Annotated in this window: 24 protein-coding genes; 15 read left to right on the top strand and 9 right to left on the bottom strand. The window is 71.7% G+C overall.

Annotated elements, in window-relative coordinates; genetic code table 11:
- Positions 1 to 270 precede the first annotated feature (270 nt).
- The 3 genes from N4G66_RS00180 to N4G66_RS00170 all read left to right on the top strand — a co-directional run bounded on the left by N4G66_RS00180 (position 271) and on the right by N4G66_RS00170 (position 2,133).
- Entirely contained in the window at positions 271 to 723 is a 453-nt protein-coding gene (locus N4G66_RS00180) for a DoxX family protein (protein WP_261701789.1), read from the top strand.
- A 98-nt stretch (positions 724 to 821) separates the two neighbouring features.
- A complete protein-coding gene (locus tag N4G66_RS00175; RefSeq protein ID WP_261701788.1) occupies positions 822 to 1,259 on the top strand; it encodes a Zn-ribbon domain-containing OB-fold protein in 438 nt (145 codons plus the stop codon).
- A 268-nt stretch (positions 1,260 to 1,527) separates the two neighbouring features.
- The gene (locus N4G66_RS00170; protein WP_261701787.1) at positions 1,528 to 2,133 is read left to right on the top strand and encodes a GNAT family N-acetyltransferase; all 606 of its coding nucleotides are present in this window, start codon (positions 1,528 to 1,530) and stop codon (positions 2,131 to 2,133) included.
- 85 nt (positions 2,134 to 2,218) lie between these two features.
- On the opposite strand, the gene N4G66_RS00165 is transcribed toward N4G66_RS00170, so the two are convergent.
- On the bottom strand, positions 2,219 to 2,875 hold the full coding sequence (locus N4G66_RS00165; protein WP_261701786.1) for a pyridoxine/pyridoxamine 5'-phosphate oxidase: 657 nt from the start codon (positions 2,873 to 2,875) through the stop codon (positions 2,219 to 2,221).
- 11 nt (positions 2,876 to 2,886) lie between these two features.
- Complete coding sequence (locus N4G66_RS00160; protein WP_261701785.1) at positions 2,887 to 3,294, bottom strand: hypothetical protein; 408 nt, start codon at positions 3,292 to 3,294, stop codon at positions 2,887 to 2,889.
- A 107-nt stretch (positions 3,295 to 3,401) separates the two neighbouring features.
- Between N4G66_RS00160 and N4G66_RS00155 the strand changes: the two genes are divergently transcribed.
- From N4G66_RS00155 to N4G66_RS00140, 4 genes are read left to right on the top strand one after another with little or no spacing between them, the layout of a single operon-like run.
- Complete coding sequence (locus tag N4G66_RS00155; RefSeq protein ID WP_261701784.1) at positions 3,402 to 3,899, top strand: helix-turn-helix transcriptional regulator; 498 nt, start codon at positions 3,402 to 3,404, stop codon at positions 3,897 to 3,899.
- Positions 3,784 to 4,203 (top strand): DUF5753 domain-containing protein, encoded by a 420-nt coding sequence (locus tag N4G66_RS00150; protein ID WP_315903598.1) that lies wholly within the window; start codon positions 3,784 to 3,786, stop codon positions 4,201 to 4,203. Before N4G66_RS00155 ends, N4G66_RS00150 begins: the two co-directional genes overlap by 116 nt.
- Positions 4,200 to 4,382, top strand: coding sequence for a DUF397 domain-containing protein (locus tag N4G66_RS00145; protein ID WP_261701783.1), 183 nt, complete (start codon positions 4,200 to 4,202; stop codon positions 4,380 to 4,382). Before N4G66_RS00150 ends, N4G66_RS00145 begins: the two co-directional genes overlap by 4 nt.
- 29 nt (positions 4,383 to 4,411) lie before the next feature.
- Positions 4,412 to 5,716, top strand: coding sequence for a DUF11 domain-containing protein (locus tag N4G66_RS00140; protein ID WP_261701782.1), 1,305 nt, complete (start codon positions 4,412 to 4,414; stop codon positions 5,714 to 5,716).
- 21 nt (positions 5,717 to 5,737) lie between these two features.
- Here the strand turns inward: N4G66_RS00140 and N4G66_RS00135 are convergent, their stop codons facing one another.
- Positions 5,738 to 6,928, bottom strand: coding sequence for a thiolase C-terminal domain-containing protein (locus N4G66_RS00135; protein ID WP_261701781.1), 1,191 nt, complete (start codon positions 6,926 to 6,928; stop codon positions 5,738 to 5,740).
- Between the two features lie 204 nt (positions 6,929 to 7,132).
- Between N4G66_RS00135 and N4G66_RS00130 the strand changes: the two genes are divergently transcribed.
- Both N4G66_RS00130 and N4G66_RS00125 read left to right on the top strand, forming a co-directional pair.
- Positions 7,133 to 8,320: an acyl-CoA dehydrogenase family protein gene (locus N4G66_RS00130; protein WP_261701780.1), complete on the top strand. Its 1,188-nt coding sequence runs from the start codon at positions 7,133 to 7,135 to the stop codon at positions 8,318 to 8,320.
- A 161-nt stretch (positions 8,321 to 8,481) separates the two neighbouring features.
- Complete coding sequence (locus N4G66_RS00125; protein WP_261701779.1) at positions 8,482 to 9,081, top strand: nitroreductase family deazaflavin-dependent oxidoreductase; 600 nt, start codon at positions 8,482 to 8,484, stop codon at positions 9,079 to 9,081.
- 171 nt (positions 9,082 to 9,252) lie between these two features.
- On the opposite strand, the gene N4G66_RS00120 is transcribed toward N4G66_RS00125, so the two are convergent.
- Entirely contained in the window at positions 9,253 to 9,900 is a 648-nt protein-coding gene (locus tag N4G66_RS00120) for a TetR/AcrR family transcriptional regulator (protein ID WP_261701778.1), read from the bottom strand.
- Positions 9,901 to 10,544: 644 nt separating this feature from the next.
- Between N4G66_RS00120 and N4G66_RS00115 the strand changes: the two genes are divergently transcribed.
- The 3 genes from N4G66_RS00115 (at position 10,545) to N4G66_RS00105 (ending at position 14,697) form a co-directional block, all read left to right on the top strand.
- Positions 10,545 to 11,279 carry a VOC family protein gene (locus tag N4G66_RS00115; protein ID WP_261701777.1) on the top strand — a complete coding sequence of 245 codons (735 nt, stop codon included), beginning with the start codon at positions 10,545 to 10,547 and terminating at the stop codon, positions 11,277 to 11,279.
- A 382-nt stretch (positions 11,280 to 11,661) separates the two neighbouring features.
- Positions 11,662 to 13,992 carry an outer membrane protein assembly factor BamB family protein gene (locus N4G66_RS00110; RefSeq protein ID WP_261701776.1) on the top strand — a complete coding sequence of 777 codons (2,331 nt, stop codon included), beginning with the start codon at positions 11,662 to 11,664 and terminating at the stop codon, positions 13,990 to 13,992.
- A gap of 57 nt (positions 13,993 to 14,049) precedes the next feature.
- A complete protein-coding gene (locus N4G66_RS00105) occupies positions 14,050 to 14,697 on the top strand; it encodes a hypothetical protein (protein ID WP_261701775.1) in 648 nt (215 codons plus the stop codon).
- Between the two features lie 13 nt (positions 14,698 to 14,710).
- Here N4G66_RS00105 and N4G66_RS00100 read toward each other — a convergent pair whose 3' ends face one another.
- Genes N4G66_RS00100 through N4G66_RS00090 form a run of 3 tightly spaced genes read right to left on the bottom strand, consistent with a single transcriptional unit; the run spans position 14,711 to position 17,172 of the window.
- Positions 14,711 to 15,472, bottom strand: a complete 762-nt coding sequence (locus N4G66_RS00100; RefSeq protein WP_261701774.1) for an enoyl-CoA hydratase/isomerase family protein — start codon at positions 15,470 to 15,472, stop codon at positions 14,711 to 14,713.
- Between the two features lie 50 nt (positions 15,473 to 15,522).
- Positions 15,523 to 15,996 (bottom strand): Zn-ribbon domain-containing OB-fold protein, encoded by a 474-nt coding sequence (locus tag N4G66_RS00095; protein WP_261702133.1) that lies wholly within the window; start codon positions 15,994 to 15,996, stop codon positions 15,523 to 15,525.
- A 27-nt stretch (positions 15,997 to 16,023) separates the two neighbouring features.
- The gene (locus tag N4G66_RS00090) at positions 16,024 to 17,172 is read right to left on the bottom strand and encodes a lipid-transfer protein (protein ID WP_261701773.1); all 1,149 of its coding nucleotides are present in this window, start codon (positions 17,170 to 17,172) and stop codon (positions 16,024 to 16,026) included.
- A gap of 98 nt (positions 17,173 to 17,270) precedes the next feature.
- Here N4G66_RS00090 and N4G66_RS00085 point away from each other — a divergent pair, with 98 nt between their 5' ends.
- The 3 genes from N4G66_RS00085 to N4G66_RS00075 are packed head-to-tail and all read left to right on the top strand — an operon-like array spanning position 17,271 to position 19,613.
- Positions 17,271 to 18,911, top strand: coding sequence for a fatty acid--CoA ligase family protein (locus N4G66_RS00085; protein ID WP_261701772.1), 1,641 nt, complete (start codon positions 17,271 to 17,273; stop codon positions 18,909 to 18,911).
- A 19-nt stretch (positions 18,912 to 18,930) separates the two neighbouring features.
- Positions 18,931 to 19,218, top strand: coding sequence for a ribbon-helix-helix domain-containing protein (locus N4G66_RS00080; protein ID WP_261701771.1), 288 nt, complete (start codon positions 18,931 to 18,933; stop codon positions 19,216 to 19,218).
- Positions 19,218 to 19,613: a PIN domain-containing protein gene (locus N4G66_RS00075; RefSeq protein ID WP_261701770.1), complete on the top strand. Its 396-nt coding sequence runs from the start codon at positions 19,218 to 19,220 to the stop codon at positions 19,611 to 19,613. Before N4G66_RS00080 ends, N4G66_RS00075 begins: the two co-directional genes overlap by 1 nt.
- 139 nt (positions 19,614 to 19,752) lie before the next feature.
- On the opposite strand, the gene N4G66_RS00070 is transcribed toward N4G66_RS00075, so the two are convergent.
- Positions 19,753 to 19,932 (bottom strand): hypothetical protein, encoded by a 180-nt coding sequence (locus N4G66_RS00070; protein WP_261701769.1) that lies wholly within the window; start codon positions 19,930 to 19,932, stop codon positions 19,753 to 19,755.
- Positions 19,933 to 20,150: 218 nt separating this feature from the next.
- Positions 20,151 to 23,105: an AfsR/SARP family transcriptional regulator gene (locus tag N4G66_RS00065; protein WP_261701768.1), complete on the bottom strand. Its 2,955-nt coding sequence runs from the start codon at positions 23,103 to 23,105 to the stop codon at positions 20,151 to 20,153.
- Between the last annotated feature and the right edge of the window lie 143 nt (positions 23,106 to 23,248).

The raw sequence follows: 23,248 nt of genomic DNA, 5'->3' as shown, positions 1-23,248 counted from the left end.
GTGTGCGTGCGACTGGTGGCGTAGATCACTTCGACGTGGTGGAGGTGTGCGAAAAGTGCACTGTTGCCGCAGGTGGGCGCCGGGGCGTACGCCTTTTGCGGGAGCGTGGGATCGGCTCCGAGCGCCCCCTGGAAGAGCTGAAGCGGGAGTGGGCCGGCGGAGCGTCGGTGGCGTACTTCTTGCCGGCGGGCACCGGCCTCTTGCGCGGATGTCCCGGGGAGTCGAAACTGACGTTCCGTCAGATTCGGCGGCTCTGCGGGAGGTTCGGCCATGGACACGATCTGGCTCGGCGGGGCGGAATGGCTGGCCGTGCTCCGTATCGGGCTCGGGCTGTGGTGGCTGGAGAGCTGGCGGCACAAGGACAAGAAGGGCTGGTTCGAGCGAGGGACCGGGATCGCGTGGGCGGCGGACATCGCGTCCAAGCACCGGTGGAGCGCCGTGCGGTCCGGTTTCGACGCGGTCGTCGCACCGCGCCCGCGGACGATGGCGTACGTCGTCGTGTACGCGGAGTTGGCCCTCGGCCTCGGGCTGGTGGCGGGGCTGCTGACACCCGTCGCCCTGGTCGCGGGCCTGCTCCTCAACGTCCTCTACTTCACGCTCATGATCCACGACTGGGCGGAACAGGGGCAGAACGCGATGATGGCGCTGGTCTCGGCCGTCGGCCTGTTCGCGATGTCCTGGCAGGCATGGTCCCTGGACAACGCCCTGGGCCTCTTCCGGTGAGCGGGGCCGTGCGGGGCGTTGGAGCGGCGGGCCCGACGCGTTCCGTGAGTGCGGCGGATTCCGCGGGAGCGACGGATTCCGTGAGTGATACGCGTTCCGTGAGGGATACGGCTTCCGCGGGAGCGGTGGGCTCGGGGGGCGGGTTCGATGCGCCCGAGGCGGATGCCTTCACCCGGCCGTACTGGGACGCGGCGGCCGAGGGGCGGCTGTTGATCCGGCGCTGTGCGGCCTGCGACCGCGTTCACCACTACCCCCGGGAGTTCTGTCCGCACTGCTGGAGCGAGGACGTGAGCTGGCGCCCCGCGAGCGGACGTGCCGCGCTCTACACCTGGTCCGTCGTCCACCGCAACGACCTGCCGCCGTTCGGCGAGCGCGTGCCGTACGTCGCCGCTGTCGTCGACCTGGCGGAGGGGCCCCGGATGATGACCGAGGTGGTCGAGTGCGAGGAGGCGGCGCTGCGGATCGGGATGAACCTGGAGGTGGCGTTCCGGGCGGGCGTCCCCGTGTTCCGCCCCGCGTCACGCTCCGGAGAGTGACGCCGTCCCGTGTGGCGGCCGACTCTGTCCGACTCTGTCCGGGGCGGTCCGGTCCAGTCCAGTTCGATCAGGTCCGGACCAGTTCGGTCCGGTGCGGTGGCTGACGGCCTCCCGTGCGGAAGCCGACTCCGTCCGGCGCGGAAACTCACTCTGTTCGACGCGGAGGCCGACTCTGTCCGGTGCGGAGGCCGGGTCGCCGCGGGATTCTTACGGGAGCCATGCCCGTTCATGGAGTGACCCGTGAGCCTGAACGGGTTTGAATGGCTGGATGTCCGACGTCCATGAACAGTTCGCCGTCCATCCCTTCCCCGAGCTGGCGGGCCTCGGCCTGCGGCTGCGTCCCTGGGACCCGGAGTCCGACGCCGATGTCTCGGCCTATCTGCGCGGGCTGGCCGATCCCGAGTTCCAGCGCTGGAACACCCCGCTCAGGTTCGTCCGGGACATCGACTCCGCCCGTGAGGCGCTCGGGAGGCGCGTCGCCGCCGCGACGAGCGGCACCGGGGTCTCCTTCTGCGTCACCGACGCCGAGAGCGGTGAGACGCTCGGCCACATCGGCGTCAACGATATCGACCACGTCATGGGCTGCGCCCGTGTCGGCTACTGGGTCCACTCGGAGGCCCGCGGCCGCCAGGTCGCCACCCGCGCCCTCACCCTCGCGGCCCGCTACGCCTTCGTCGACCTCGCCCTGCACCGCCTCGAGCTCGGCCACGCCGTGGGCCACGAGGCGTCCTGCCGCGTCGCCGAGCGCTGTGGATTCCGGTACGAGGGGACTCTGCGCGGCGCGATGTTCGAGGCGGGCCGCCATGACGCGTTCCGCGACATCCACCTGCACGGCCGGCTGTCGACGGATCCGGAACCCGCCCCGGCCCGGTGAGGCCGGGGGCCTTGCGCCGGCGCGCCGAGTGCGCGCGTGCACGCCTCGTCCTGGGTTCCTGTGCTTCTGGGTTTCCCCACCGGCGTCACGGCCACAGCAGCTCGGTGGACCAGCCGGTCTCCGTGCGGCGGTAGACGAGCCGTGCGTGGCGTCGGCGGGCGTCGCCCTGGAAGAACTCCACCTCGTCCGGGCGAAGGCGGTAGAGGGTCCAGGTGGGGGCGGGGGAGTCCGGGACGCTTTCGGCCCGCTCCCAGGCCGCGTCCGACGCCCGGTCCAGCTCCGCCAGGGAGGGCAGGACTTCGCTCTGGTGGCCGACCAGCGCGGCGGCCAGTGCCCCCGTGGACCGGGCGTGCAGGTCCGCCTGGCTCTCCTCGGGCGGCGCGACCGCGACCGGGCCGCGCACCCGGATCTGACGGCCCTGGACTGGCCAGTAGAAGTCGAGCGCCGCGTACGGACGGGCGGCGAGCTGCCGTCCCTTGCGGCTGGTGGCATGGCTGGCGAAGGCCCACCCGTCCGCGTCCGCACCGTGCAGCATCACGATCCGGACGTCGGGCAGGCCGTCCTCGTCCGCCGTCGCCAGCGACATCGTGTGCGGCTCGGTCTGCCCCGCCGCCACGGCCTGCTTGAACCACTCCGTGAACAGCGCCACTGGTTCGGCGGGCGCGGCCGCCGGGTCGAAGGAGGGCAGCTCGGCGTCCCACACCCGCAGCGACCTCAGCACCTCGTGAAGATCCGTTCCCATGCCCCCGAGTATTACTCGGGGATTGGGCAGAGCTGGGCCATCAGCACCCCGTGCAGCAGTTCCGCGTCGACGAACTCGCCGGCCTCCGGGGCGCCGCGGCCCCAGCCGAGCGGGTACGTGTTGCCGTCCGGCGCGGGGACCCCGATGTACTCGTCCCGCCCCGGGCGTCCGAAGCGCCGGGCGCCCGGCGGCCAGTCGTGCTCCGCGCTCTCCCCGGGCGCCAGCAGGAAGTACGTCCACCGGCGGCCGCTCGTCTCCCGTACGACGGGTCCGGGGCGTCCATCGGTCAGTTCGGCGAGGTGGTGCAGCACGGCTTCCCCGCGTACGCCGCACACGCGGACGGCATCGAAGTGGATCCCGGCGAGGCGTAGTTGGAGACCGGCTTTCGGGACCCAATTCGCGGTGAGTTCGTTCGTCATGGCTATGAGCGTGACGACGATTGCTTAGCGTGACCAGATGAACACGGTCCACATTGCCGGTTGTAGGGAGGGTGGTGGTCGTTGTGGGGGCGAGTGGTGGGGGCGACATGGGGCGGCGCCTGGTGGGGGAACTGCTGCGTATCCAGCGGGGGCGGTTGGGGCTGACACAGAAAGAGGCCGGGGAATTGTTGCTGGTCTCGGAGTCCTGCTTCGGGTCGTACGAGAGGGCGGAACGCATTCCGCCGATCCAGTTCCTCAAGGACGCGGACAACGGGCTCGACGCGCGGGGTGCGCTCGTCGCGTGCATCGAGATGATGGAGGAGGAGAAGTACGCGCCCCTGTTCGTCAACTGGGTGCGGCTCGAACGGCAGGCGCGGGTGATCAGCGCGTACGAGAACATGCTGATCCCGGGGTTGTTGCAGACGCCGGCGTACGCGCTGGCGCTGCACGAAGCACGAAGCACGACGACCGGCGTACACGGAGGAGGAGATCGAGCAGCATGTCACGGCTCGACTGGAACGGCAGGAGGTGTTGACGCGCACCCCGCCGCCGTACGTCGGTTACGTGATCGAAGAGTCGGTACTGGAGCGGATTCTCGGCGGTGAAGAGGTGCTGAAGGAGCAGTTGCTGCACATCCTGGAGTGCAGCCAACGGCTGAAGCAGCACCTCACTGTTCAGGTGATGCCGACCAAGCGGCACTTCCACTCCGGGCTGAACGGGCCGATGCAGCTGATGAGCACGGATGAGGGGCGAAATCTGGTGTACGCAGAGGCGTACGGCGGCAGTAGGTTGATCCACAAGCCGGAGGAGACGATCGACCTCTTCGAACTCTTCGGCATCCTGCGGGCCCAGGCCCTCAACCCCTGGGAGTCCGCAGGGCTCATCGAGCAGAAGGTGGGAGCACTGTGAACACGACCGGACTCGCCTGGTTCAAGTCGAGCTACAGCAACGCCGAAGGCGAGGCCTGCCTCGAAATAGCCACGACCCCCACCACCATCCACATCCGTGACTCCAAGAACCCGGACAACGCCCCCACCCTCGGCGTCACCCCCACCACCTGGGCCGCGTTCCTGCGCACCGTCCGTTGAGGCGTTCGACCGGTGTCGTTCTCGGTGTCGTGCTTCTGCTTCCGCTCGCCGCGTGTGGCCCTGGCCCCGTCGCGGACCGGAAGTCCTCGCTCACCGCCCCCGAGGTCTTCTATCTGCGCCCGCAGGGCGACAAGGCCGGGCCCAAGGACAAGGTGCCGTTCCATGTGGAGGCCGAGGACGTCGGGGCGAGCCGTACCTCCCCGGCGCGGGACCACCGGCTGACCGTCGACGTGCGAGGGTCCGAGAGCGTCGTGCGGCTCAGGACCGCGGGCTCGCCCGAGAACCCCCAGTGCCAAGGCGGCACAGTGCGGGTCACCTGCAAGGTCAGAGGCAACTCCGACAGCTGGGCGGACCAGGACCGCGTGTACCCGGTCGCCGCGAAGGGCAGCAAGCCCGGCGACACGGGAGTCGTCCGCTTCACCTTCACGACGAAGGACGGGAAGAGGATGACGACCCGCACCCGGGTCGTGGTCGGCGAGCCGGTGGTGAAGGTGCGGACTCTCGAGGTCGTCGATGATGTCCGTCCGGGCGCCGACGTCACCGTCCCGCTCGTCGTCCGCAACGACGGCGAGGTCCCGGTGAAGGGTCTCGCCCTGAAACTCGTCGCGGGATCCTTGGACTTCCGGCAGCAGTACGCCAACTGCCTCTACCCGCCCCAGAGTCAAGGCCACACGGCCGTCTGCCGCTTCCCCGGGTTGCGTATCCCGCCGGGCGGGGCCGTCGTCCTGAACCCGGCGCTGCGTCTGCGCGCACCGAAGACGCGGACGTACACCTCGTTCGACCTGGAGGCCTGGCCGCTGGACTCGGGGCCCGGCCAGTACTCCGCGGTGCCGCCGGGTGGTGACCACGGCGACGGCCCGGCCCTGAAGGCCGAGGCCATGGCCGCACGCGACACGGACGGCACCTTCGCCGAGGGGAGAGCCGTCACCGACGTACGCCTGGACATCCACGCCGACTACGAGGTCTTCGGCGTCGAACTGCACGGCAGCCCCGGTACGGAGCGTTCGCTGCGGCTGAAGGTCCGCAACAACGGGCCCGGCAACCCCGGCTCCGGCACGAGGCTGGTGTTCACTCCGCCGCCCGGTGCCGTGCTGAAGGAGCCCATGGAGGTGGCCGACGAAGATTCCTACGAGCCGCACTGCGACTCCGGCGACGGGACGTACAGCTGTCGGCTGGACGAGCTGGGCCCGGGTGAGAGCGACGACTTCGAGTTCACCCTGCGCCTCGACGGACCGGGGGAGGGCAGCGTGACCCTCCTGGACGCCTCGCCGTCGACCAGCCGCCGCGACGTGAACCTCGGCAACGACACGGCCGCCGTCACCGTCCTGCCCTGACCGGCCGGCCGCAGTCCGGGCTTACCGTCCCAGCACCACCGTCCCCGACGAGCAGAACCAGCCCCCCGTCCCGGACGCCACCGCCAGCTCGGGCAGCGTGCCGTCCGGGCGCCGTACCTGCCGCTCCTCCGGGACCTCGCCCCGCAGCTGCCGTACGGCCTCCACGAGCAGGAACAGGCCGCGCATTCCCGGGTGTTGGGCCGACAGCCCGCCCCCGTCGGTGTTCACCGGCAGCTCCCCGCCCACCAAGAGCCGCCCCTTCGCGGCGTCCACGAAGGCTCCGCCCTCGCCCTTGGCGCAGAAGCCGAGATCCTCCAGGGTCACGAGGGTCATGTAGGTGAAGGCGTCGTAGATCTCGGCGAAGTCGATCTCGGCCGGGCGGATTCCGGCGCGTTCGAAGGCGAGCCGGCCGCTCACCGCCGCCGGGGAGACGGTGAAGTCGGCCCACTCGGACATGGTGGTGTGGGAGACGTGCTCGCCGGTGCCGAGCACCCACACCGGGGCCGTACGGCAGTCGCGTACGTACTCTTCGGCGGCCAGCAGCACCGCCGCGCCGCCGTCGGAGCGGATGCAGCAGTGCAGCTTGGTGAAGGGGTCCGCGATCATCGGCCCCGACAGGACGTCGTCGACCGTGACCGGGGCGCGGAACATCGCCTCCGGGTTGTGGGCGGCGTTCGCGCGGGCCTGGACGGCGACCGAGGCGAGCTGTTCGAGCGTGGTGCCGTACGTGTGCATGTGGCGGCGCGCGGCCATCGCGTACTTGGCGATGAGCGTGTGGCCGTACGGGACCTCGAACTGGAGCGGGCCCCGGGCGCCGAAGGACAGGTTGCCGGTACGGCGGCCCGCCCTGATGTCGGCGCGGGCGGTGGATCCGTAGACGAGCAGGACGGCGTCGGCATGGCCCGCCGCGATGGCGTCGGCCGCGTGGGCCGCCATGACCTCCCAGGTGGACCCGCCCACGGAGGTCGAGTCGACCCAGGTGGGCCGCAGCCCCAGGTATTCGGCCACCTCGACGGGTGCGAGGGTGCCGAGACCCGCCGACGCGAAGCCGTCGATCACCGAGCGGTCGAGACCGGAGTCTGCCAGCGCGCGGCGCGCGGCCTGGGCGTGCAGCGCGTACGGGGTCGCCTCGTCCACGCGGCCGCAGTCGGACAGGGCTGTGCCGACGACGGCGACCTTTCGACGGCTGTGGCCCGGGGTGGCGTGAGTCATGGATCTGACGGTACATCAGATAACTGCGCCGCCGGGAGGTGGTCGCACCCCTGTGCATCTGGAACCCTCCGTCCTAACATGACGGCCCGTCAGATCCGGGAGTCCGCTGCCCGGCTGTCCTGCTGCCCAGCCGCCCGGTCGTCCCGCCGCCCGGCCGTCTCGCTGGCCGGCCGTTCCGCTGCCCGACGAGGGAGGAGCCCGCCCATGGATGCCCATCTCACCGCGGAGCAGGAGGAAATCCGCCGTACGCTGCGGGAGTTGCTCGTGAAGCGGTGTGGCCCGGAGGAGCTGAGGGCCGCCGAACTGACCCCCGCCGGCCACGATCCGGCGCTCTGGGAGGCCCTGGCGCAGCAGCTAGGGCTGCCCGGGCTCGCCCTCCCCGAGACGTACGGCGGCGTCGGCTGCTCGGTAACCGAACTGGCCCTCGCCTGCGAGGAGTCGGGCCGTGCTCTCGCCCCCTCGCCACTGCTGTCCACCACCGTCCTCGCCACCCCGCTGATCCTGGCCCTCGGCACCGAGGCCCAGCGCGTCGCCCTGTTGCCGCCGCTGGCCTCGGGCGCGCTGACCGCTGCCCTCGCGGTACCGGGCGCGGGCCTGGCCACCGCCCTCGGGCTGGTCGGCGACAACCACGGCGACTGGGCCGGTGGCGGCCGCGCCGGGGGCGTCCAGGCGCGCCGGGCGGAGGGTGCGTGGCGGCTCTACGGGCAGGCGGCGCAGGTGCTCGACGGACACAGCGCCGGGCTGCTGGTGGTGGCCGCGCACACCGGCGGGTTCGCGCGATCGCGGACGCTGCTGTTCCTGGTGAGGGCCGATGCCGACGGGCTCGTACGCGCACGGCAGACGTCCTTGGACCCGACGCGGCCCCAGGCCCGGCTCGAACTGCGGGATGTGGAGGCCGAGTTGCTGGGTGACGAGCAGGCCGACGTGCCAGCCGCGCTGGCCGCCGTCGGGGACACCGCCGCGGCCGTCCTCGCCGTGGAGGCCGTGGGCGCCGCCGACCGCGCGCTGGAACGCACCGTCGAATACGTGCGCCGGCGTGAGCAGTTCGGGCGGGCGATCGGCTCCTTCCAGGCGGTCAAGCACCGGCTCGCGGACGTGTACGTGGGCGTGCGGTCGGCGCGCTCGGCGGCGTACTACGCGGCGTGGGCGACCGGGACGGGCGGCGAACGCGTGGGCGGGCTCGCGCTGGCCCAGGCGCTGGAGTCACTGCGCACCGCCGCCTCCGAGGGCATCCAGCTGCACGGCGGCATCGGCTTCACCTGGGAGCACGACGCCCATCTCTACTTCAAGCGCGCCTCCGGCGACGAACTGCTCTTCGGCCCCGTCCACCGGCTGCGCGCGCACGCCGCCGACGTCGCGCGTCTCTTCGACGGCGGAGAGGTGACGGTCTGATGGCGGCGGCCAGGCGTTCGCGTACGGGGAGCGGTACAGGGACCGGCACCGGTACTGGCACCGGGACCGGGACCGGGACCGGCGCGGGAGCCGACGTCGGCGGGAGGGCGGGTACGGGGACGGGGGCGAGAAGGATGCCCGGTGTGCGGCTGGTGCAGAGGATGTCCTCCACCCGGACCTTCGCCAGAGTGGCCCCTCACCTCATCCCGGCCCTCGACCGTGCCGTGCACCGGCTCACGCGCGGCAAGGTGCTGCTCAGCGCGCAGATGCTGCCGGGGGTCGTCCTCACCGTGCGCGGCGCCCGGAGCGGCCTGGAACGCCGGACCCCACTGGCCTGTATGCCGGAGGGCGACGCGTCGGGTGCGGTGTCGGGTGCCGTGCCGGGCGCCGGTTCGGGTGATGCGGCGGGGGCGGCGACGGGCGTCGATGCCGGAGAGGCGACAGGGGCCGTGTCGGGTGAGGCGGCGGGGGCAGGCTGGATCCTCGTCGGGTCCAACTTCGGCCGTACGGACCACCCCGCCTGGACCGCGAACCTGCTCGCCCATCCCGAGGCCGTCATCAACTGGAAGGGCGAGGACATTCCCGTGACCGCCCGACTCCTCACGGGTGAGGAACGGGCCGCGGTCTGGCGGACGGCGCTGGCGTTCTGGCCGCCGTACGCCACCTATCAGGCCCGGGTGGACCGGGAGATACGGCTCTTCAGAATCGTGCGGCGACCGGTGCCCGCCGATACCGCGGAAGGCGAGGTCCGGCCCGGCTGAACGAACGGTCCGGTGCACTCGAAGTACCGGGAGACGAGGACGACCTCGTTCCGGTCGCCCGGTCCTCCGCACCCGTACAGCGCAGCGGGCGGCGGTTCATTCCCGGAAGGAACCTTCCGGGAATGAACCGCCGCCCGCATGACAGGAGCTGGGGCGTTCAGGTGCGGGAATCTACTTCGTGGGCTTCTTCCCGGTCACGCCCAGATACACCAACAGCGCGAGGTTCGGCTTGAGTTCGGCCTGCTTGACGCCCCAGCTCTGGAACCCCTTCTGGTGCGAGGCGACCGCGGCGAGCATGGCTACGAGGGAACCGGCCATCGCGGCCGGGTTCACGTCCTTGTCGACCTTGCCCTTGGCCTGGAGGTCGGTGACCGAGTCCGTAAGGGAGTTGTTCACGGAGTTCAGGATCTTCATGCGGATCTTGTAGAACCGTTTGTCGCCCTCGGCGGCACCGAGATCGACGACTCGAAGGATCGCGTCGTTCTTCCGCCAGAACTCCAGGAAGCCGTCGACGAGTTCCTGCGCGGTCTGCCAGCCTGCCTTGCCGACCCAGGAACGCCCTTCGAGCAATTGGGTCAACCCCGCGCCCTCGGCGGCCATTTGCTCGGCGATCTCCAGGACGGCGCCTTCGACGTCCGGGAAGTACTGGTAGAAGGTCGCCGGTGAAGTGCCTGCCTTCCGGGCGACGTCAATGACTTTGACATCCCGGTAGGGCGAGGAGCTGAGCATCTCGCTGAGGCAGTCGAGCAGCTTCTGCCGGGTCGCCTGCCCACGCCGTCCGGCCACGCGGCCGTCGACGGTACGCACTTGTCCTGTCATGCCGTCAGCTTACCGAGGGGTGATCGGAGCGCGATTCGGCCGACTGCAAATGGGGTGCGGCCGTACATCGCGGGGGTTCAGCGGGGGGTTCAGTGGGGGTTCAACGGGGGGTTCACCAGGGCCTCCGAGGAGTTCTCCGGAATTCCCGGAGGGCGTGGGTGAACCCCCGCGACCCCCCGGCAAGGGTTCGCGCGTTCCGGTGCGGACGCCCGTGGACGGTTCGGGCTCTCTCGCACGGATGCCCACGGTGCACGCAAACCTCCCGTACGGATGCCCCCGGTGGCGCGAAATCTCCCGCGCCGACGCCCCGGGGGACGGTTCGCGCGTCCCCGTGCGGACCTCCCGGGGACGGTTCGCGTGGTCCCGCGCGGCCCAGGGAGAGGCCGCTCGCTTTCCCGCAGCGGCCCCCGGTAGGGCCGCTCGCTTTCCCGCAGCGGCCCCCGGTAGGGCCGCTCGCCTTCCCGCGCGGTCCCGGGAAGGGTGTTCGCGTCCCGCCCGCCCCCGGGAAAGGCCGCTCGTGTCCCGCCCGGCCTCCCCGGAAATGGCGCACATGTTCCCGTCCGGGCCCCTGAGCAGGGGCGGGGCGTCACCGGAGCAGGTGCGCATGCTCTGCGGGATGCGGAAAGGGCCGTTAGCTTGGCCGCATGGCCGATTCCGCCGTTGTCGCCGAGTTCTCCGAGGGTGTGCCCTGCTGGGTCGACGCGCAGCTCCCCGATGTCGAGGCGGGCAAGCGCTTCTACGGGGAGCTCTTCGGCTGGACGTTCCCCGAGGAGTCCGGCCCGGCGGGCTGGGCGGAGCTGGACGGCGAGCCGGTTGCCGCGCTCACGCCCAAGAGCGACGGGCGGATGCCGACCGTGTGGACGGTGTACTTCGCGACGCCGGACGCCGCGGCGCTCACCCGGCGGATCACGGAGGCGGGCGGCCAGATCATCACCGCGCCCACCGAGGCCGGAGCGTCGGGCGGGCTGGGCACGGCCGCTCTCGCCACCGACCCGGAGGGTGCCGTCTTCGGCCTGTGGCAGCCCGGCTCCCACGCGGGCTTCGCCAAGCGCCATGAGCGGCGCACGTTCTGCTGGGCCGAGCTGTACGCGCGCGACACCGCGACCGTCGACCGTTTCTACGGGGCCCTGTTCCACGACGCGCTGTTCGGGCCCGACGCGACCCCCGATTTCGGCCGCGTCCCTGTGTCGGGTGTCTTTCCGGCCGAGATGCCTCCCCATTTCCTCGTCCACTTCGGAGTCGAGGACTGCGAGGAAACACTCGGGACGGTGAACCGGCTCGGCGGCCGTGTCCAGGTGACACCCTTCGACACGTCGTACGGGCGGCTGGCCGTCGTCACGGACAATCAGGGTGCGTCGTTCGCGGTACTTGAACGGTGAAGGTGCTTCGGCCGGCCGTGACGCCGTTTCGGCGGTGATGATGCTTGAACGTTGAAGCTGCTTCGACGGCACAGGTCGAAACGCTTCTGCGGTGAGGGGCGCGGCACTTCGAAGTGAGGGACGGCACTTCTCGGGTGCGAGGCGGGGTACTTCTGGGGTGAGGGGCGCATTTCGGCCCTGAACCGTCGGGCCGCGTCGGCCGTACTTCTGCCGGGGCGGTTGTTTTGTCACGAGACACCCCGATCCGTCCCCGGGTTCGCAACCGGCGGCTCGGCCAGGAAGAATCGGGGTGCGTGCCGCCATGGCGGTGCGGTGGTGAGACGCTGCACTGGGCCGCGTTCATACGTGGATGACGCGACCCGTACGGGGAGGTGGCAGGCAAGTGGTGGATCAGCTGACGCAGCACGATCCGCGCCGGATCGGGCCGTTCGAGGTGCTGGGACGGCTGGGTGCCGGCGGCATGGGGCTGGTCTATCTCGCGCGCTCGGCTTCCGGCCGACGCGTGGCGATCAAGACGGTCAGGACGGAGCTCGCCGAGGACCAGTTGTTCCGGGTCCGCTTCTCGCGCGAGGTCGAGGCGGCCCGCGCCGTGTCGGGCTTCTACACGGCGGCCGTGGTCGACGCCGACGCCCGCGCCGCGGTGCCGTGGCTGGCCACCGCCTACGTGCCCGCGCCCTCGCTCGAAGAAATAGTGAATGAGTGCGGGCCGCTCCCGGCCCAGGCGGTGCGCTGGCTGGCGGCGGGCGTCGCGGAGGCACTGCAGTCGATCCACGGCGCGGGACTCGTCCACCGCGACCTGAAGCCCTCCAACGTCCTGGTGGTCGAGGACGGGCCGCGCGTGATCGACTTCGGTATCGCGTCCGGCGTCTCGAACACCCGTCTGACCATGACCAATGTCGCCGTCGGTACCCCCGCCTACATGTCGCCCGAGCAGGCGAAGGACTCGCGCAGTGTCACCGGCGCGAGTGACGTCTTCTCGCTCGGCTCGATGCTCGTCTTCGCGGCCACCGGACACGCCCCCTTCCACGGCGCCAACCCCGTGGAGACGGTCTTCATGCTGCTCCGCGAGGGCCCGGACCTCGAAGGCCTCCCGGATGAGCTGCGCCCGCTCATCGAGTCCTGCATGCAGATGGACGCCACGGCCCGCCCCAACCCCGCCGACCTCCAGGCCCAGCTCGCTCCTCACCTCTTCGGCTCCGGATCCGACGACAGCGGTACGGCGTCGGCGTGGCTGCCCGAGCGGGCGGTGGGCCTGATCGAGACGCGCCGCGGCGGCCGTCCGCCGGTCAAGCCGCCGACCGGGGGGAGCGGACGCAGTGGCGGGGGGCGCGCAGTGGTGCCTCCGCCTCCTTCGCACGCCCCGGTGCCCGTGGGGGCGCCCGACGCCGGCCCCGTGCGCCTCGCGGGCGCCAAGGTGCCCATCGGTCCCGGCCCGCGGGTTCTGGACGCCCGCGCGGCGGCCGTGAAGGCGCCGCCCCCGGAGGCCGGGCTCGCGGCGTCCTGGTCCCGGCCGCGCATCGGCGTGAACGGCGCCGAACCGGCGCCCATGCCCACCGTCGCGCCCCCGGCGCCCGACGCGTCGGCCGGCTGGCGCCCCTGGCGTTTCCGTATGTCGAACGACGTCTGGGGCACTCCCTCGGTCGCCGACGACCTCGTCTACGTCACCTCCTTCGAAGTCCACGCCCTCGACGTCGCGACCGGCCGCCGCCGTTTCAAGACCCGTGACGTGGCGTGGTCGATGGCGGTGGCGGACGGCCGCATCCACGCGTCCGACGGGCCGACACTGTTCGCGCTCGAAGCCAGGGAGGGCGCGGATCTCTGGCGCCTGTCCACCGACGCCTGGGTCTACTCCCTGCAGGCCGACCGCGGAACGGTCGTCACCGGCACGCGCGGGGGCGGTATCCAGGCCTGGGAGGCCTCGAACGGCCAGAAGCTCTGGGAGATCAGCGGCGGCCAGACGGACTTCGAGTCCCCGGAGGCCGGTCCGGCGATCCACGACGGCACGGTGTACGTCTGGAAGGACGCGCGACTGCGCGCGCTGGAGGCCCGGACGGGCGAGGAACGCTGGTCGTACCCGATCGGTGACGCGGCCTCCTGCGGCGGCGTACCGGTCCGCATGACCCACGCGCCCGACGGCTACGTCTACATCTCCGCCGGTACCCGCGTCCTCGCCGTCGACACGGCGAGCGGTCACGTCCGCTGGCACTTCGAGGCCCCGGCCGTCTTCCTCTGTCCGCCCACCTTCGCTCCGGGCCCGGCGGTGACGGGCGGCGGCGTCTACCTCGCCGACTACCTCGGTACGGTGTACGCCCTCGACGCGACCGACGGCCGCGACCGCTGGCGCATCGCCACCGAGTCCCGCGCCTCCGCCGAGCCGGTCCTCGTCGCCGCCGGACACGTCCATGTGGGCAGCGGCAAGGGCCTGTACACGCTGGACGCCGTCACCGGCACCCCGAAGTGGCGCTTCCAGGCCGGGGGCGACCTGGTCGGCGCCCCGGTGGTGGCCGAGGGCCGTATCCACTTCGGCTCCACGGACCACCTCCTGTACACACTGAAGGCCGACGACGGGCGCCTGCGCTGGAAACTGGCCACCGGTGGCGAGATCACCGGGGCGCCCGTGGTCAAGGACGGTGTCGTGTACGCGTGCAGCAAGGACCGCTGCGTGTACGCGCTGGACGCGGAGAAGGGGACCGGGACGGCCCGCACGACGTGAGACGGGCCGCTCGGCCCTCGTCGGGGCGGGTGCTGCGGTCGTGGGTAGGGTGACGGCATGTACACGCGGGGGCGCAGGCTCAGATTCACAGTGGTGTCGGTGATGGTGGTGCTGGCCCTGACGGGCTTCTCGTCGGGCCGCGGCCACAGGAGCCGCAGTCACGACAGCGGTGGCGGGGGCGGTTGCAGCAGTTCCCGCCAGGACCACGACAGTTCGTCGTCGACGACGTCGGGTGGCGGTGGCTCGTACGGCAGCGGTTCGTCCAGCAGCGACCCGTACGGCAGTGACCCCTACGGCAGCTCGTCCCGTTCGCCCGGCAGCGACGCGTACGGCTCCGGTACGAGTACCAGTGGCAGCGGCGGCGGTACGTACCGTTCGCGGCCCACCCACCGTTCAACCCCCACGGCGACCTCCTCCGCCACCGCCCGGGCCCTGAAGGACGGGACCGCGGTGCTCGTGCACTGCGCGAGCGAGGAGGACCCGTACACGACCGTCGAGGTCAGGAATCCGAACGGGCGCGAGGCTCTCTTCACGGTGAAGGTCGGCTACAAGGACAGGACCGGCTTCACCATGGCCGATTCCGGCAGCCAGGTGTCGGTGCCCGCGAACGGCAAGGCGACCGTCCGGATGGCCGCTGCCAGCACGGGGGCCGTGGACCGGCTCGATCACTGCGAGGTCGATCCAAAGGCCAAGGCCGTGCGTTGACGGCCCGCGGGACTCACCGCGTCCGGAAACCGCCCGGGCGCCGCGCGGCGAACAGCTCCGCCTGCCGCTCGTCCGGCAGGTTGCCGAGGGAGACGAGCTGCGGGGCGTGCGCGAGGGCTGCCGCCCGGGTGGCCTCCTGTGCCTGCCAGAGCGCCCGTACCGTCCCCTGGACGGCTTCGGCCGGGTAGGACGCGATGACGGTCGCGCAGGCCACGGCCGCCGCCAACGCGCCACCGGGCGAGGTGAGTTCGGAGACCAGGCCGACCTCGTACGCCCGCCGCGCGGAGATCCGTTCGGCGGTTCCCATCAGCGCCATCCGCGCCACCTCCCCGAACGGCATCCGCTGCGCGAGGTAGACGGACTCGTAGGCGCTGACCATCCCGTACGTCGTGTGCGGGTCGAAGAAGGTCGCCTCCTCGTCGGCCACGACGAACTCCGACTCGCCCAGCAGGTAGAAGGCGCCGCCGCAGGCGATCCCGTTCACGGCGGCGATCACCGGCTTCCACAGGTCGTTCGCCTTCGGCCCGATCGTGGCGAGCGGATCGTCCACCATGTACGGGGAGTTGGGCTGCGGCACCGCGACGCCCCGGTCGATCCCGGTGCAGAACGCCCGCCGGCCCGCGCCGGTGACGACGAGCGCCCGTACGGTGTCGTCGAACCGGAACTCACGCCAGGCGGCGACCAGTTCGGCGGCCGTATCGAGGTCGATGGCGTTGAGCCGCTCCGGCCGGTCGAGCGTGAGGACGGCGACACCGGCGTCCTTGTCGACACTCACCCCGAGCCCGCCACCCCCTGCCCCGCCCCCTGCCCCGCCCCCGTCCCCGCTCACGCCCGCTCCAGGACCCAGCGCGGGACGGTGACACCGTTCAGCTCGGTGAACACCGCCTGCACCCGGGCCCCGATCCGAATCCGTTCCGGCGGAACCGAGTCGAGGGGCTCGTCCGGCCCGCTCACCAGGTTGCCGACCAGCCGTATGTGTGGCGCGTCGGCGAGCTCCACCACGATCGCGTTGTACGGGGCCTGCGCCGCGTAGGCGGGAAGGAGAGGCGGGTGCGGGACGACGTACGACCAGATCCGGCCCCGTCCGCTCATCCTTCGCCACTCGTCCGCGAAGGAGTGGCAGTGCGGGCAGCAGGGGCGGGGCGGAAAGCGGAGTCCACCGCAGTCGGCGCAGGCCTGGACGCGCAGTTCGCCCCGGGCGGCGTACTGCCAGAAGGGCGCGCCGTCGTCGTCGAGGACGGGCGACAGAAGGGACTCGTTCACCTCGGCGGTCTCGGCGGCTTCGGCAACTTCGGCCATCTCGGCAATCTCAGCCATCTCGGCTCCTCAGCTTCTCAGCAGGAGTGCGGAGGTGGGGACCCCTTCCCCCGCTGTGACCAGGCAGGTCGCCGCCCCCGGCACCTGCGCCGTACTCGTGCCCCGCAACTGCTTCACGCCCTCGTTGATGAGGTTGAAACCGTGTACGTAGGCCTCGCTGAGACCGCCGCCCCCGGTGTTGACGGGCAGCCGTCCGCCGATCTCCAGCGCGCCGCCCTCCGTGAAGGCCGCGCCCTCGCCCCGCCCGCAGAAGCCGTATCCCTCCAGCGACAGGGGTATGAGAGGCGTGAACGCGTCGTAGATCTGGGCCACGTCCACGTCTTCCGGCGTGAAATCGGCGTGCTTCCACAGGTGTCGGGCGGCGGTCCAGGCGGGTCCGGTGAGCGGGTCGTCGTTCCAGTAGTTGACCATGCCGTGATGCTGGGCGGGCAGGCCCTGGGCGGCGGAGTGGACGTACACGGGACGCTGCCGGCAGTCGCGGGCCCGCTCGGCGGAGACGATCACGCACGCCAGCGCTCCGTCCGTCTCCAGGCAGTTGTCGAAGAGACAGAGGGGTTCGCTGATCCAGCGGGAGGTCATGTACATCTCGCGGGTCAGCGGGCGTTCGTACATCATCGCGGCGGGGTTCTGGTTGGCGCGGTTGCGGCAGGCCAGTGCCACGTTGAAGAGATGGTCGCGGGTCGCCCCGTACTCGTGCATGTACCGGCGGGCGAGCATCCCGATCTCGTCGGCGGGACGCAGCAGCCCGAAGGGCCGCGTCCACTGTGCCGGGGTGGGGAGTTGGACGGCCGTGTTCTTCCAGGGGCGCGGCCCGCTCCCCCGCTTGCGCGAGCGCCAGGCCACGCCCACCGTCGCCTGGCCGGTGGCGACGGCGGCGGCGAGATGCGCGACGGTGGCGCAGGAACCGCCGCCTCCGTAACCGACCTTGCTGAAGAAGGTGAGGTCGCCGAGCCCGACCGCCTTGGCGACCTCCACCTCGTCGGTCTCCTCCATGGTGTAGGAGGCGAGTCCGTCGACCTCGGCGGGCGCGATACCGGCGTCGTCGAGGGCGGTGAGGATCGCCCGGCAGGCCAAGGCCTTCTCGGACTCGGGGAGTTGCTTGGCGAACGGGGTCTGTCCGATTCCGACGACGGCTGTGGCGTCCTTGATCCCTGGCATGGGTGACCTCCGCACACGGTCCCGGCTGCTGACAGGCCGTCAGGCTACCGCTAATCTGACGGTCAGTCAGCTAGTGGCGTTCGGGCAGGAGGTGCGCGATGCGCGGTGACCTGGAGTGGGGCGGCGTCCCGGGTCTTGTACGGTCGGCGGCGGCCCGTTTCGCGGACCGCGAGGCGGTCGTCGAGGGCCGGACGCGCATCTCCTACGAGGAGTTGGGCGCCCGCGTGGAGCGCGCGGCGGCGGCCTGCATAGCGAGCGGCGTACGCGTCGGCGACCGCGTGGCCATCTGGGCCCCGAACACCCTCGACTGGATCGTCTCCGCCCTCGGCGCGGTGTCCGCGGGCGCGGTCCTCGTCCCCCTCAACACGCGCTTCAAGGGCGCCGAGGCGGCGTACGTACTGGCGAGGAGCCGGGCCAGGCTGCTGTTCGTGACGGGAACCTTTCTCGGCACGTCCTACGTGGCGTCGCTGCGCCGGGCGGCGGGGGAGCCCCCGGACACGGGCCCCGGCCCCGGCTTCGGCCCCGGCCCCGAAGCCGGAAAGGGCCCGCTCCCCGGCCTCCCGCACCTGGAACAGGTGGTGGTCCTCGCGGACGACGCCCCCGCCGACTTCCGCACCTGGAAGGACTTCCTCGCGGACGGGGAGGGCGTGGGGCGGGACGAGGTACGCCGTCGGGGCGCGGCCGTGTCCGGCGCCTCCCCCTCGGACATCATCTTCACCTCGGGCACCACGGGCCGCCCGAAGGGCGCCCTGATCACCCAGGCGCAGACGCTGCGCGGCTACGAGATCTGGAGCGACCTCGCCGGTCTGCGCGAGGGCGACCGCTATCTGATCGTGAACCCCTTCTTCCACACCTTCGGCTACAAGGCCGGGATCATCGCCTGCCTGATGCGCGGGGCGACGATGATCCCCCAGCCGGTGTTCGACGTGGACACGGTGCTCGCGAACGTGGCCGCGGAACGCGTCTCCGTCCTCCCCGGCCCGCCCACCCTCCACCAGTCCCTCCTCGATCACCCCGCCCGCGACACGTACGACCTCTCCGCGCTGCGGCTGGTGGTGACCGGTGCCGCGGTGGTCCCGCTGCGCCTCGTCGAGCGCCTGCGCACGGAACTCGGCGTGGACACGGTCCTGACGGCGTACGGGCTCTCCGAGGCGAGCGGCATCGTCACGATGTGCCGCAGGGGGGACCCGCCGGCGGTGATCGCCTCGACCTCGGGCCGGGCGATCCCGGACACCGAGGTGCGGGTGGTGGACTCCTCGGGAGCCCCGGCGGCCCCCGGCTCTCCCGGCGAGGTCCTGGTCCGCGGCTTCAACGTGATGAGCGGCTACTTCGAGGACCCCGGGGCCACGGCGGCGGTCCTGTCCGAGGAGGGCTGGCTGCGCACCGGCGACGTGGGCGTCCTCGACCCCGAGGGCAACCTCCGCATCACCGACCGCATCAAGGACATGTTCATCGTCGGCGGCTTCAACGCCTACCCCGCGGAGATCGAGCAGCTGCTCGGCCTGCATCCCGATGTCGCCGACGTGGCGGTCGTCGGCATACCGGACAGCCGGCTGGGCGAGGTGGGCAAGGCCTACGTCGTCCGCCGCCCGCACTCGGTCCTCACGGCCGGCGACCTCATCGCCTGGTCCCGCCGCGAGATGGCCAACTACAAGGTGCCCCGCACGGTCGAGTTCGTCGGCGAACTGCCGCGCAACGCGAGCGGGAAGGTGGTGAAGGGGGAGCTGCGGGGGCGGTGAGGTCGGTATGGTAATTGGTATGGCAACCAAGAAGTACACGGTCACGCTGCCGGAGGAGCTCGCCGAGGAGATCCGGAGCGAGGTGGGGCCGGGGGGCTTCAGCGCGTATGTCAGTCAGGCCATAGAGCGCCAGCGGGAGCGGGACCGGCTCGGGGAGCTGGTGGTATGGATGCAGGAGGAGGGCGGGCCCCTCACGGAGGAGGAGCTGGCGGCGGCCGAGGCCGAGCGGCGCGAGCTCGACCGCTACTTCACCGAGCGTGATGCCGCGTCCGGCACGGGCGGACCCGGCCTGCCGATGGCGGGTTGATGAGCACCGACATCTATGTGCTGGACTGCGAGGCCCTGTCCCGGGCGGCGCTGCGCGAACGGCGGATGACCGCCCGGCTCGCGGACGCCCACCGGGCCGGAATCGGTGTCGTGACCAGTTCCATGACCCTGATCGAGGCCTACCACGGCCAGGTGAAGCGGTCGGCCTGGTCCTGGGCGATGTCCCGTATCGTCGTCGAACCCGTGACGCGGGAGATCACCGATGCCGCGATCGCGTTGCTGGCGGAGAGCGGACTGCACGGCCGCAAGTACGCCATCGACGCGGCCCTGGCGGCCATCGCCGAGCGGCAGCGCGGCAACGTGGTTCTCTACACGTCGGACGAGGACGACCTGAAGAAGCTGTGCGGGCCCAGGGTGGCGGTCCGGGGGCTGTAGGCCGGCGTCCCGCCGCCGCACCACCTGCAGCACACCAGGTGCGTACCGCCCCCGGACGCACGGCGACCGCGGCGGCTCCCCCTCCGCGCCGCCGCGGCCGATCCCCGTGTGGTGTAAGTCCGCCCCCCCGGGATGGGACTTAGACCGGCTCGTCCGTCGCGTGGATGTTGTCCGTGGACGCGTCGCCGGTGCCGTCGTTCTTGGTGATCAGGTTCTTGGTGGTGAGCGGCTCGCTCGTGGCGTGGATGTTGTCCGTCGAGGCGTCGCCCGTCGGCTCGTCCGTGGCGTGGATGTTGTCGGTGCTGTTGGTGTCGCTCATGGTGGCTGTCCCCCTGACAGTCTCGGTGCGTTTTTTGGAGCGGCCCGTCCGGCAGCTCCCCCGTGGGCCGCCGGACGGGCACTCGGGGCCGATTACCTTAGTGCTACGGCCTCAGGTCGTCCCATCTGCCCCCCGACGCGACGGATCGACAAGACAGAGACTGCCGGGTAGCGATAAACGAACGATGAACGACCGCACACGCGAACGCCTATGAGGTCCTATGCGACGGCCAGCGGGTTGAGGAGCGCCCTGACCGTGGCGGCCTCGGGGGCCCCCAACGTCTGGAAGATGTCGAGGGATTCGCGCCAGCAGACCTGGGCCCGGCCGGAGTGGCCGATCGCGTTCAGGGCCTGGCCGAGCACGATGAGGACGTTGCCCCTGCGCCACTCGCCGCCGATGCCGCGCAGCACCGTCAGGGCCGTCTCGGCGTTCGCCGCCGCCTGCGCCGGACGCTGGGCGGCGAGATCGGCCTCCGCGAGGCGGAACAGGGACATGCCCTCCCAGAGCCTTTGGCGGCTGTCGCGGAAGACCGCGAGCGCCTCTCCCAGACGGGCGGTCGCCTCGGACAGCCGACCGCTCTGGGTGAGGGCGAGGCCCAGCGCGTAGCGGCCGTTGGCGCCCTTGAGCGCGTGGCCCATGTCGTCGTACGTGTCGGTGCCCTGCTGGGCCAGCGACACGGCACTCCCGGTGCGCCCGGTGGCGAGGTGGATGCGCGAGAGGTTGCAGAGGGCGCTCGCCTCGCCGGCACGGTCGTGGCAGGCCCGGAAGCTCTCGATCGCCCGGGTGAGATGTGCTTCGCCGTCGTCGTACTGGTTCTGGTAGAGGGCGATCACTCCGAGCGTGTTGGAGGCCCAGCAGCTCGTCAGGTGGTCCGTCTCGGCGGCCAGTTCGAGGGCCTGGGCGGCGGCCTCACGGGCGGGGGCGAAGCGTCCGGTGTAGTAGTGGACGTAGGCCAGGGTGACCAGGGCCCGCGCTTCCGCGTGCGCGTCGTCGGCCTCCTGGGCCGCTTCCCGCAGGGCGGAGGCGACCCCCTCGTACGCCTTGGAGTTCGTGCCGGACTCCGCCAGATCCACGGAGGCCCACAGCGCGTCGACGGAGCGCCGGAGGAATCCTCCCCTGGTGGACTGGCGGACGCAGGCGAGCAGGGAGATCGCCTCCGAGTACAGCCAGTCCTGCGCCCGGTGCCGGTCCTCGAACACCAGGCCCTGGTACGCCGTCGGCTCCAGATGGTCCACCAGCCGGTCCCCGGGCCGCTCGATCGCGTACACCCCGGCCGCCGTGCTCAGGTAGAAGTCCAGCAGTCGCGAAAGGGCCGCCGCCCGCTCGCTGGGGGGCTGTTCGTCGCGTTCGGCGCAGGAGCGCGCGTAGAGGCGTACGAGGTCGTGGTAGCGGTAGCGGCCGGGGGCCGCCGACTCCAGCAGGGAGGTGTCGACGAGGGACTCCAGGAGGTCCTCGGTGGCCTCGGCCGGGAGGTCGAGCACCGCCGCCGCGGCCGCGAGTGAGATGTCCGGGCCGTCGGCGAGGCCCAGCAGGCGGAAGGCGCGGGCCTGGGCCGGCTCCAGCTGGCCGTAGCCGAGTTCGAAGGTGGCCTTGACCGCCAGGTCGCCGGCCTGGAGTTCGTCCAGGCGGCGCCGCTCGTCGCCGAGCTTCGCCGCGAGCACCGACACCGTCCAGGTGCGGCGGGCGGCGAGCCGGGACGCCGCGATGCGGATGGCCAGGGGAAGGAAGCCGCACGCCGCGACCACGTCGAGGGCGGCCTCCCGCTCGGAGGCGACCCGCTCCTGGCCCACGATCTTCGTGAAGAGCTGCAACGCCTCCTCGGGCGACATCACGTCGAGGTCCACCAGATGGGCGCCCGCCAGGTCCACCATCCGGATGCGCGAGGTCACCAGGGCGGCGCAGCCCTCGGTGCCGGGCAGCAGCGGTCGCACCTGGGCGGCGTCGCGGGCGTTGTCCAGCAGGACCAGGACGCGGCGGCCGTCGAGGACGGAGCGGTAGAGGGCCGAGCGTTCCTCCAGCGAGTCCGGGATCGCCGAGTCGGCCGTTCCGAGGGCCCGCAGGAAGGCGCCGAGGACGGTCTCCGGTTCGGCCGCCCGCGATCCGGCGCCCTGCAGATCGACGTACAGCTGCCCGTCGGGGAAGGCCCCGCGGGACTGGTGGGCGACATGCACCGCGAGCGTCGTCTTGCCCACGCCCCCGATGCCCGCCAGCGCCGAGACGGCCATGACCCGGCCGTCTTCGGAGGATGCCGAGGCGAGGACGTCGCTGAGCTCCTGCACGAAGGACGTCCGGCCGGTGAAGTCGGTGACGGTCGCCGGGAGTTGAGCCGGGCGGACGAGGACCGGGGCGGGCTCCGCCTTCGGGGCGGAGGGCTCCGCGAGGCCCGGGTCCGCCTGGAGTATGCGCTGCTGGAGTTCCTTCAGGCCCTGCCGCGGGTCCACGCCCAGTTCGTCGGCGAGCAGCCGCCGGGTGTCCGCGTACACGGCAAGGGCTTCGGCCTGGCGGCCCGAGCGGTACAGCGCCAGCATCAGGAGTTCACGCAGGCGTTCGCGCAGCGGGTGTGCCGCGGTGAGCGCCGTGAGTTCGGAGACCGCCTCCGCGTGGTAACCCTGCTCCAGGTCCATGTCGAGCCGGGATTCGAGGAGTTGCAGGCGCCATTCCTCCAGGCGGGCCCGCTGCGTCTCCGCGTAGGGGCCGGGGATGCTCGCGAGCGGTTCGCCGTCCCACAGGGCGAGGGCGTCCCGGAGCAGGTCGCGGGCGTGGGACAGGTCACCCGAGCCGCGCGCCTTCTCGGCGTCGGCGGCAAGTTCCTGCGCGCGTACGTGGTCGAGCGCTCCCTCGCGCAGGGAGCGGATCGCGTAGCCGCCGGACTCGCTCACCAGGACTTCGGCACCGAGCGTCTTGCGCAGGCGTGAGGCGTACGTCCGCAGGGCTGCCAGCGCCTGGGAGGGGGGTTCGTCGCCCCACAGGGCGTCGATGAGCTCGGATGCCGTGGCCGTACGCCCGTCGCGCAGCAGCAGCGCGGCCAGCAGGGCGCGTTGCTGCGGGGACCCGGCCGGAAGCGGGTCTTCCCCGAGCCAGGCGCGTACCGGGCCGAGCACGCTGAAGCGCAACGCCGCGGGCTCCTCGGAGCCCGGGTGCCACTGCTTCGGTACTCGCGGCACACCGTCCATCGCTGTCCCCCTGCCGAACTGTCAGTACAACGAGCCCAGTTTGCCTTGTTCATGGCGGATGCGTCAGCCGTGCGAGACGGCGATCACAGGGCACCGCCCGATAGGTCACACGGTCCTCACACAGCTTCCCCACGCATCCGCCT

This window comes from Streptomyces rhizosphaerihabitans, assembly GCF_025399795.1.
GTDB lineage: Bacteria > Actinomycetota > Actinomycetes > Streptomycetales > Streptomycetaceae > Streptomyces > Streptomyces rhizosphaerihabitans.
Note: the sequence above shows the minus strand (reverse complement) of the source record. Positions and strands in the feature narration are given on the sequence as shown.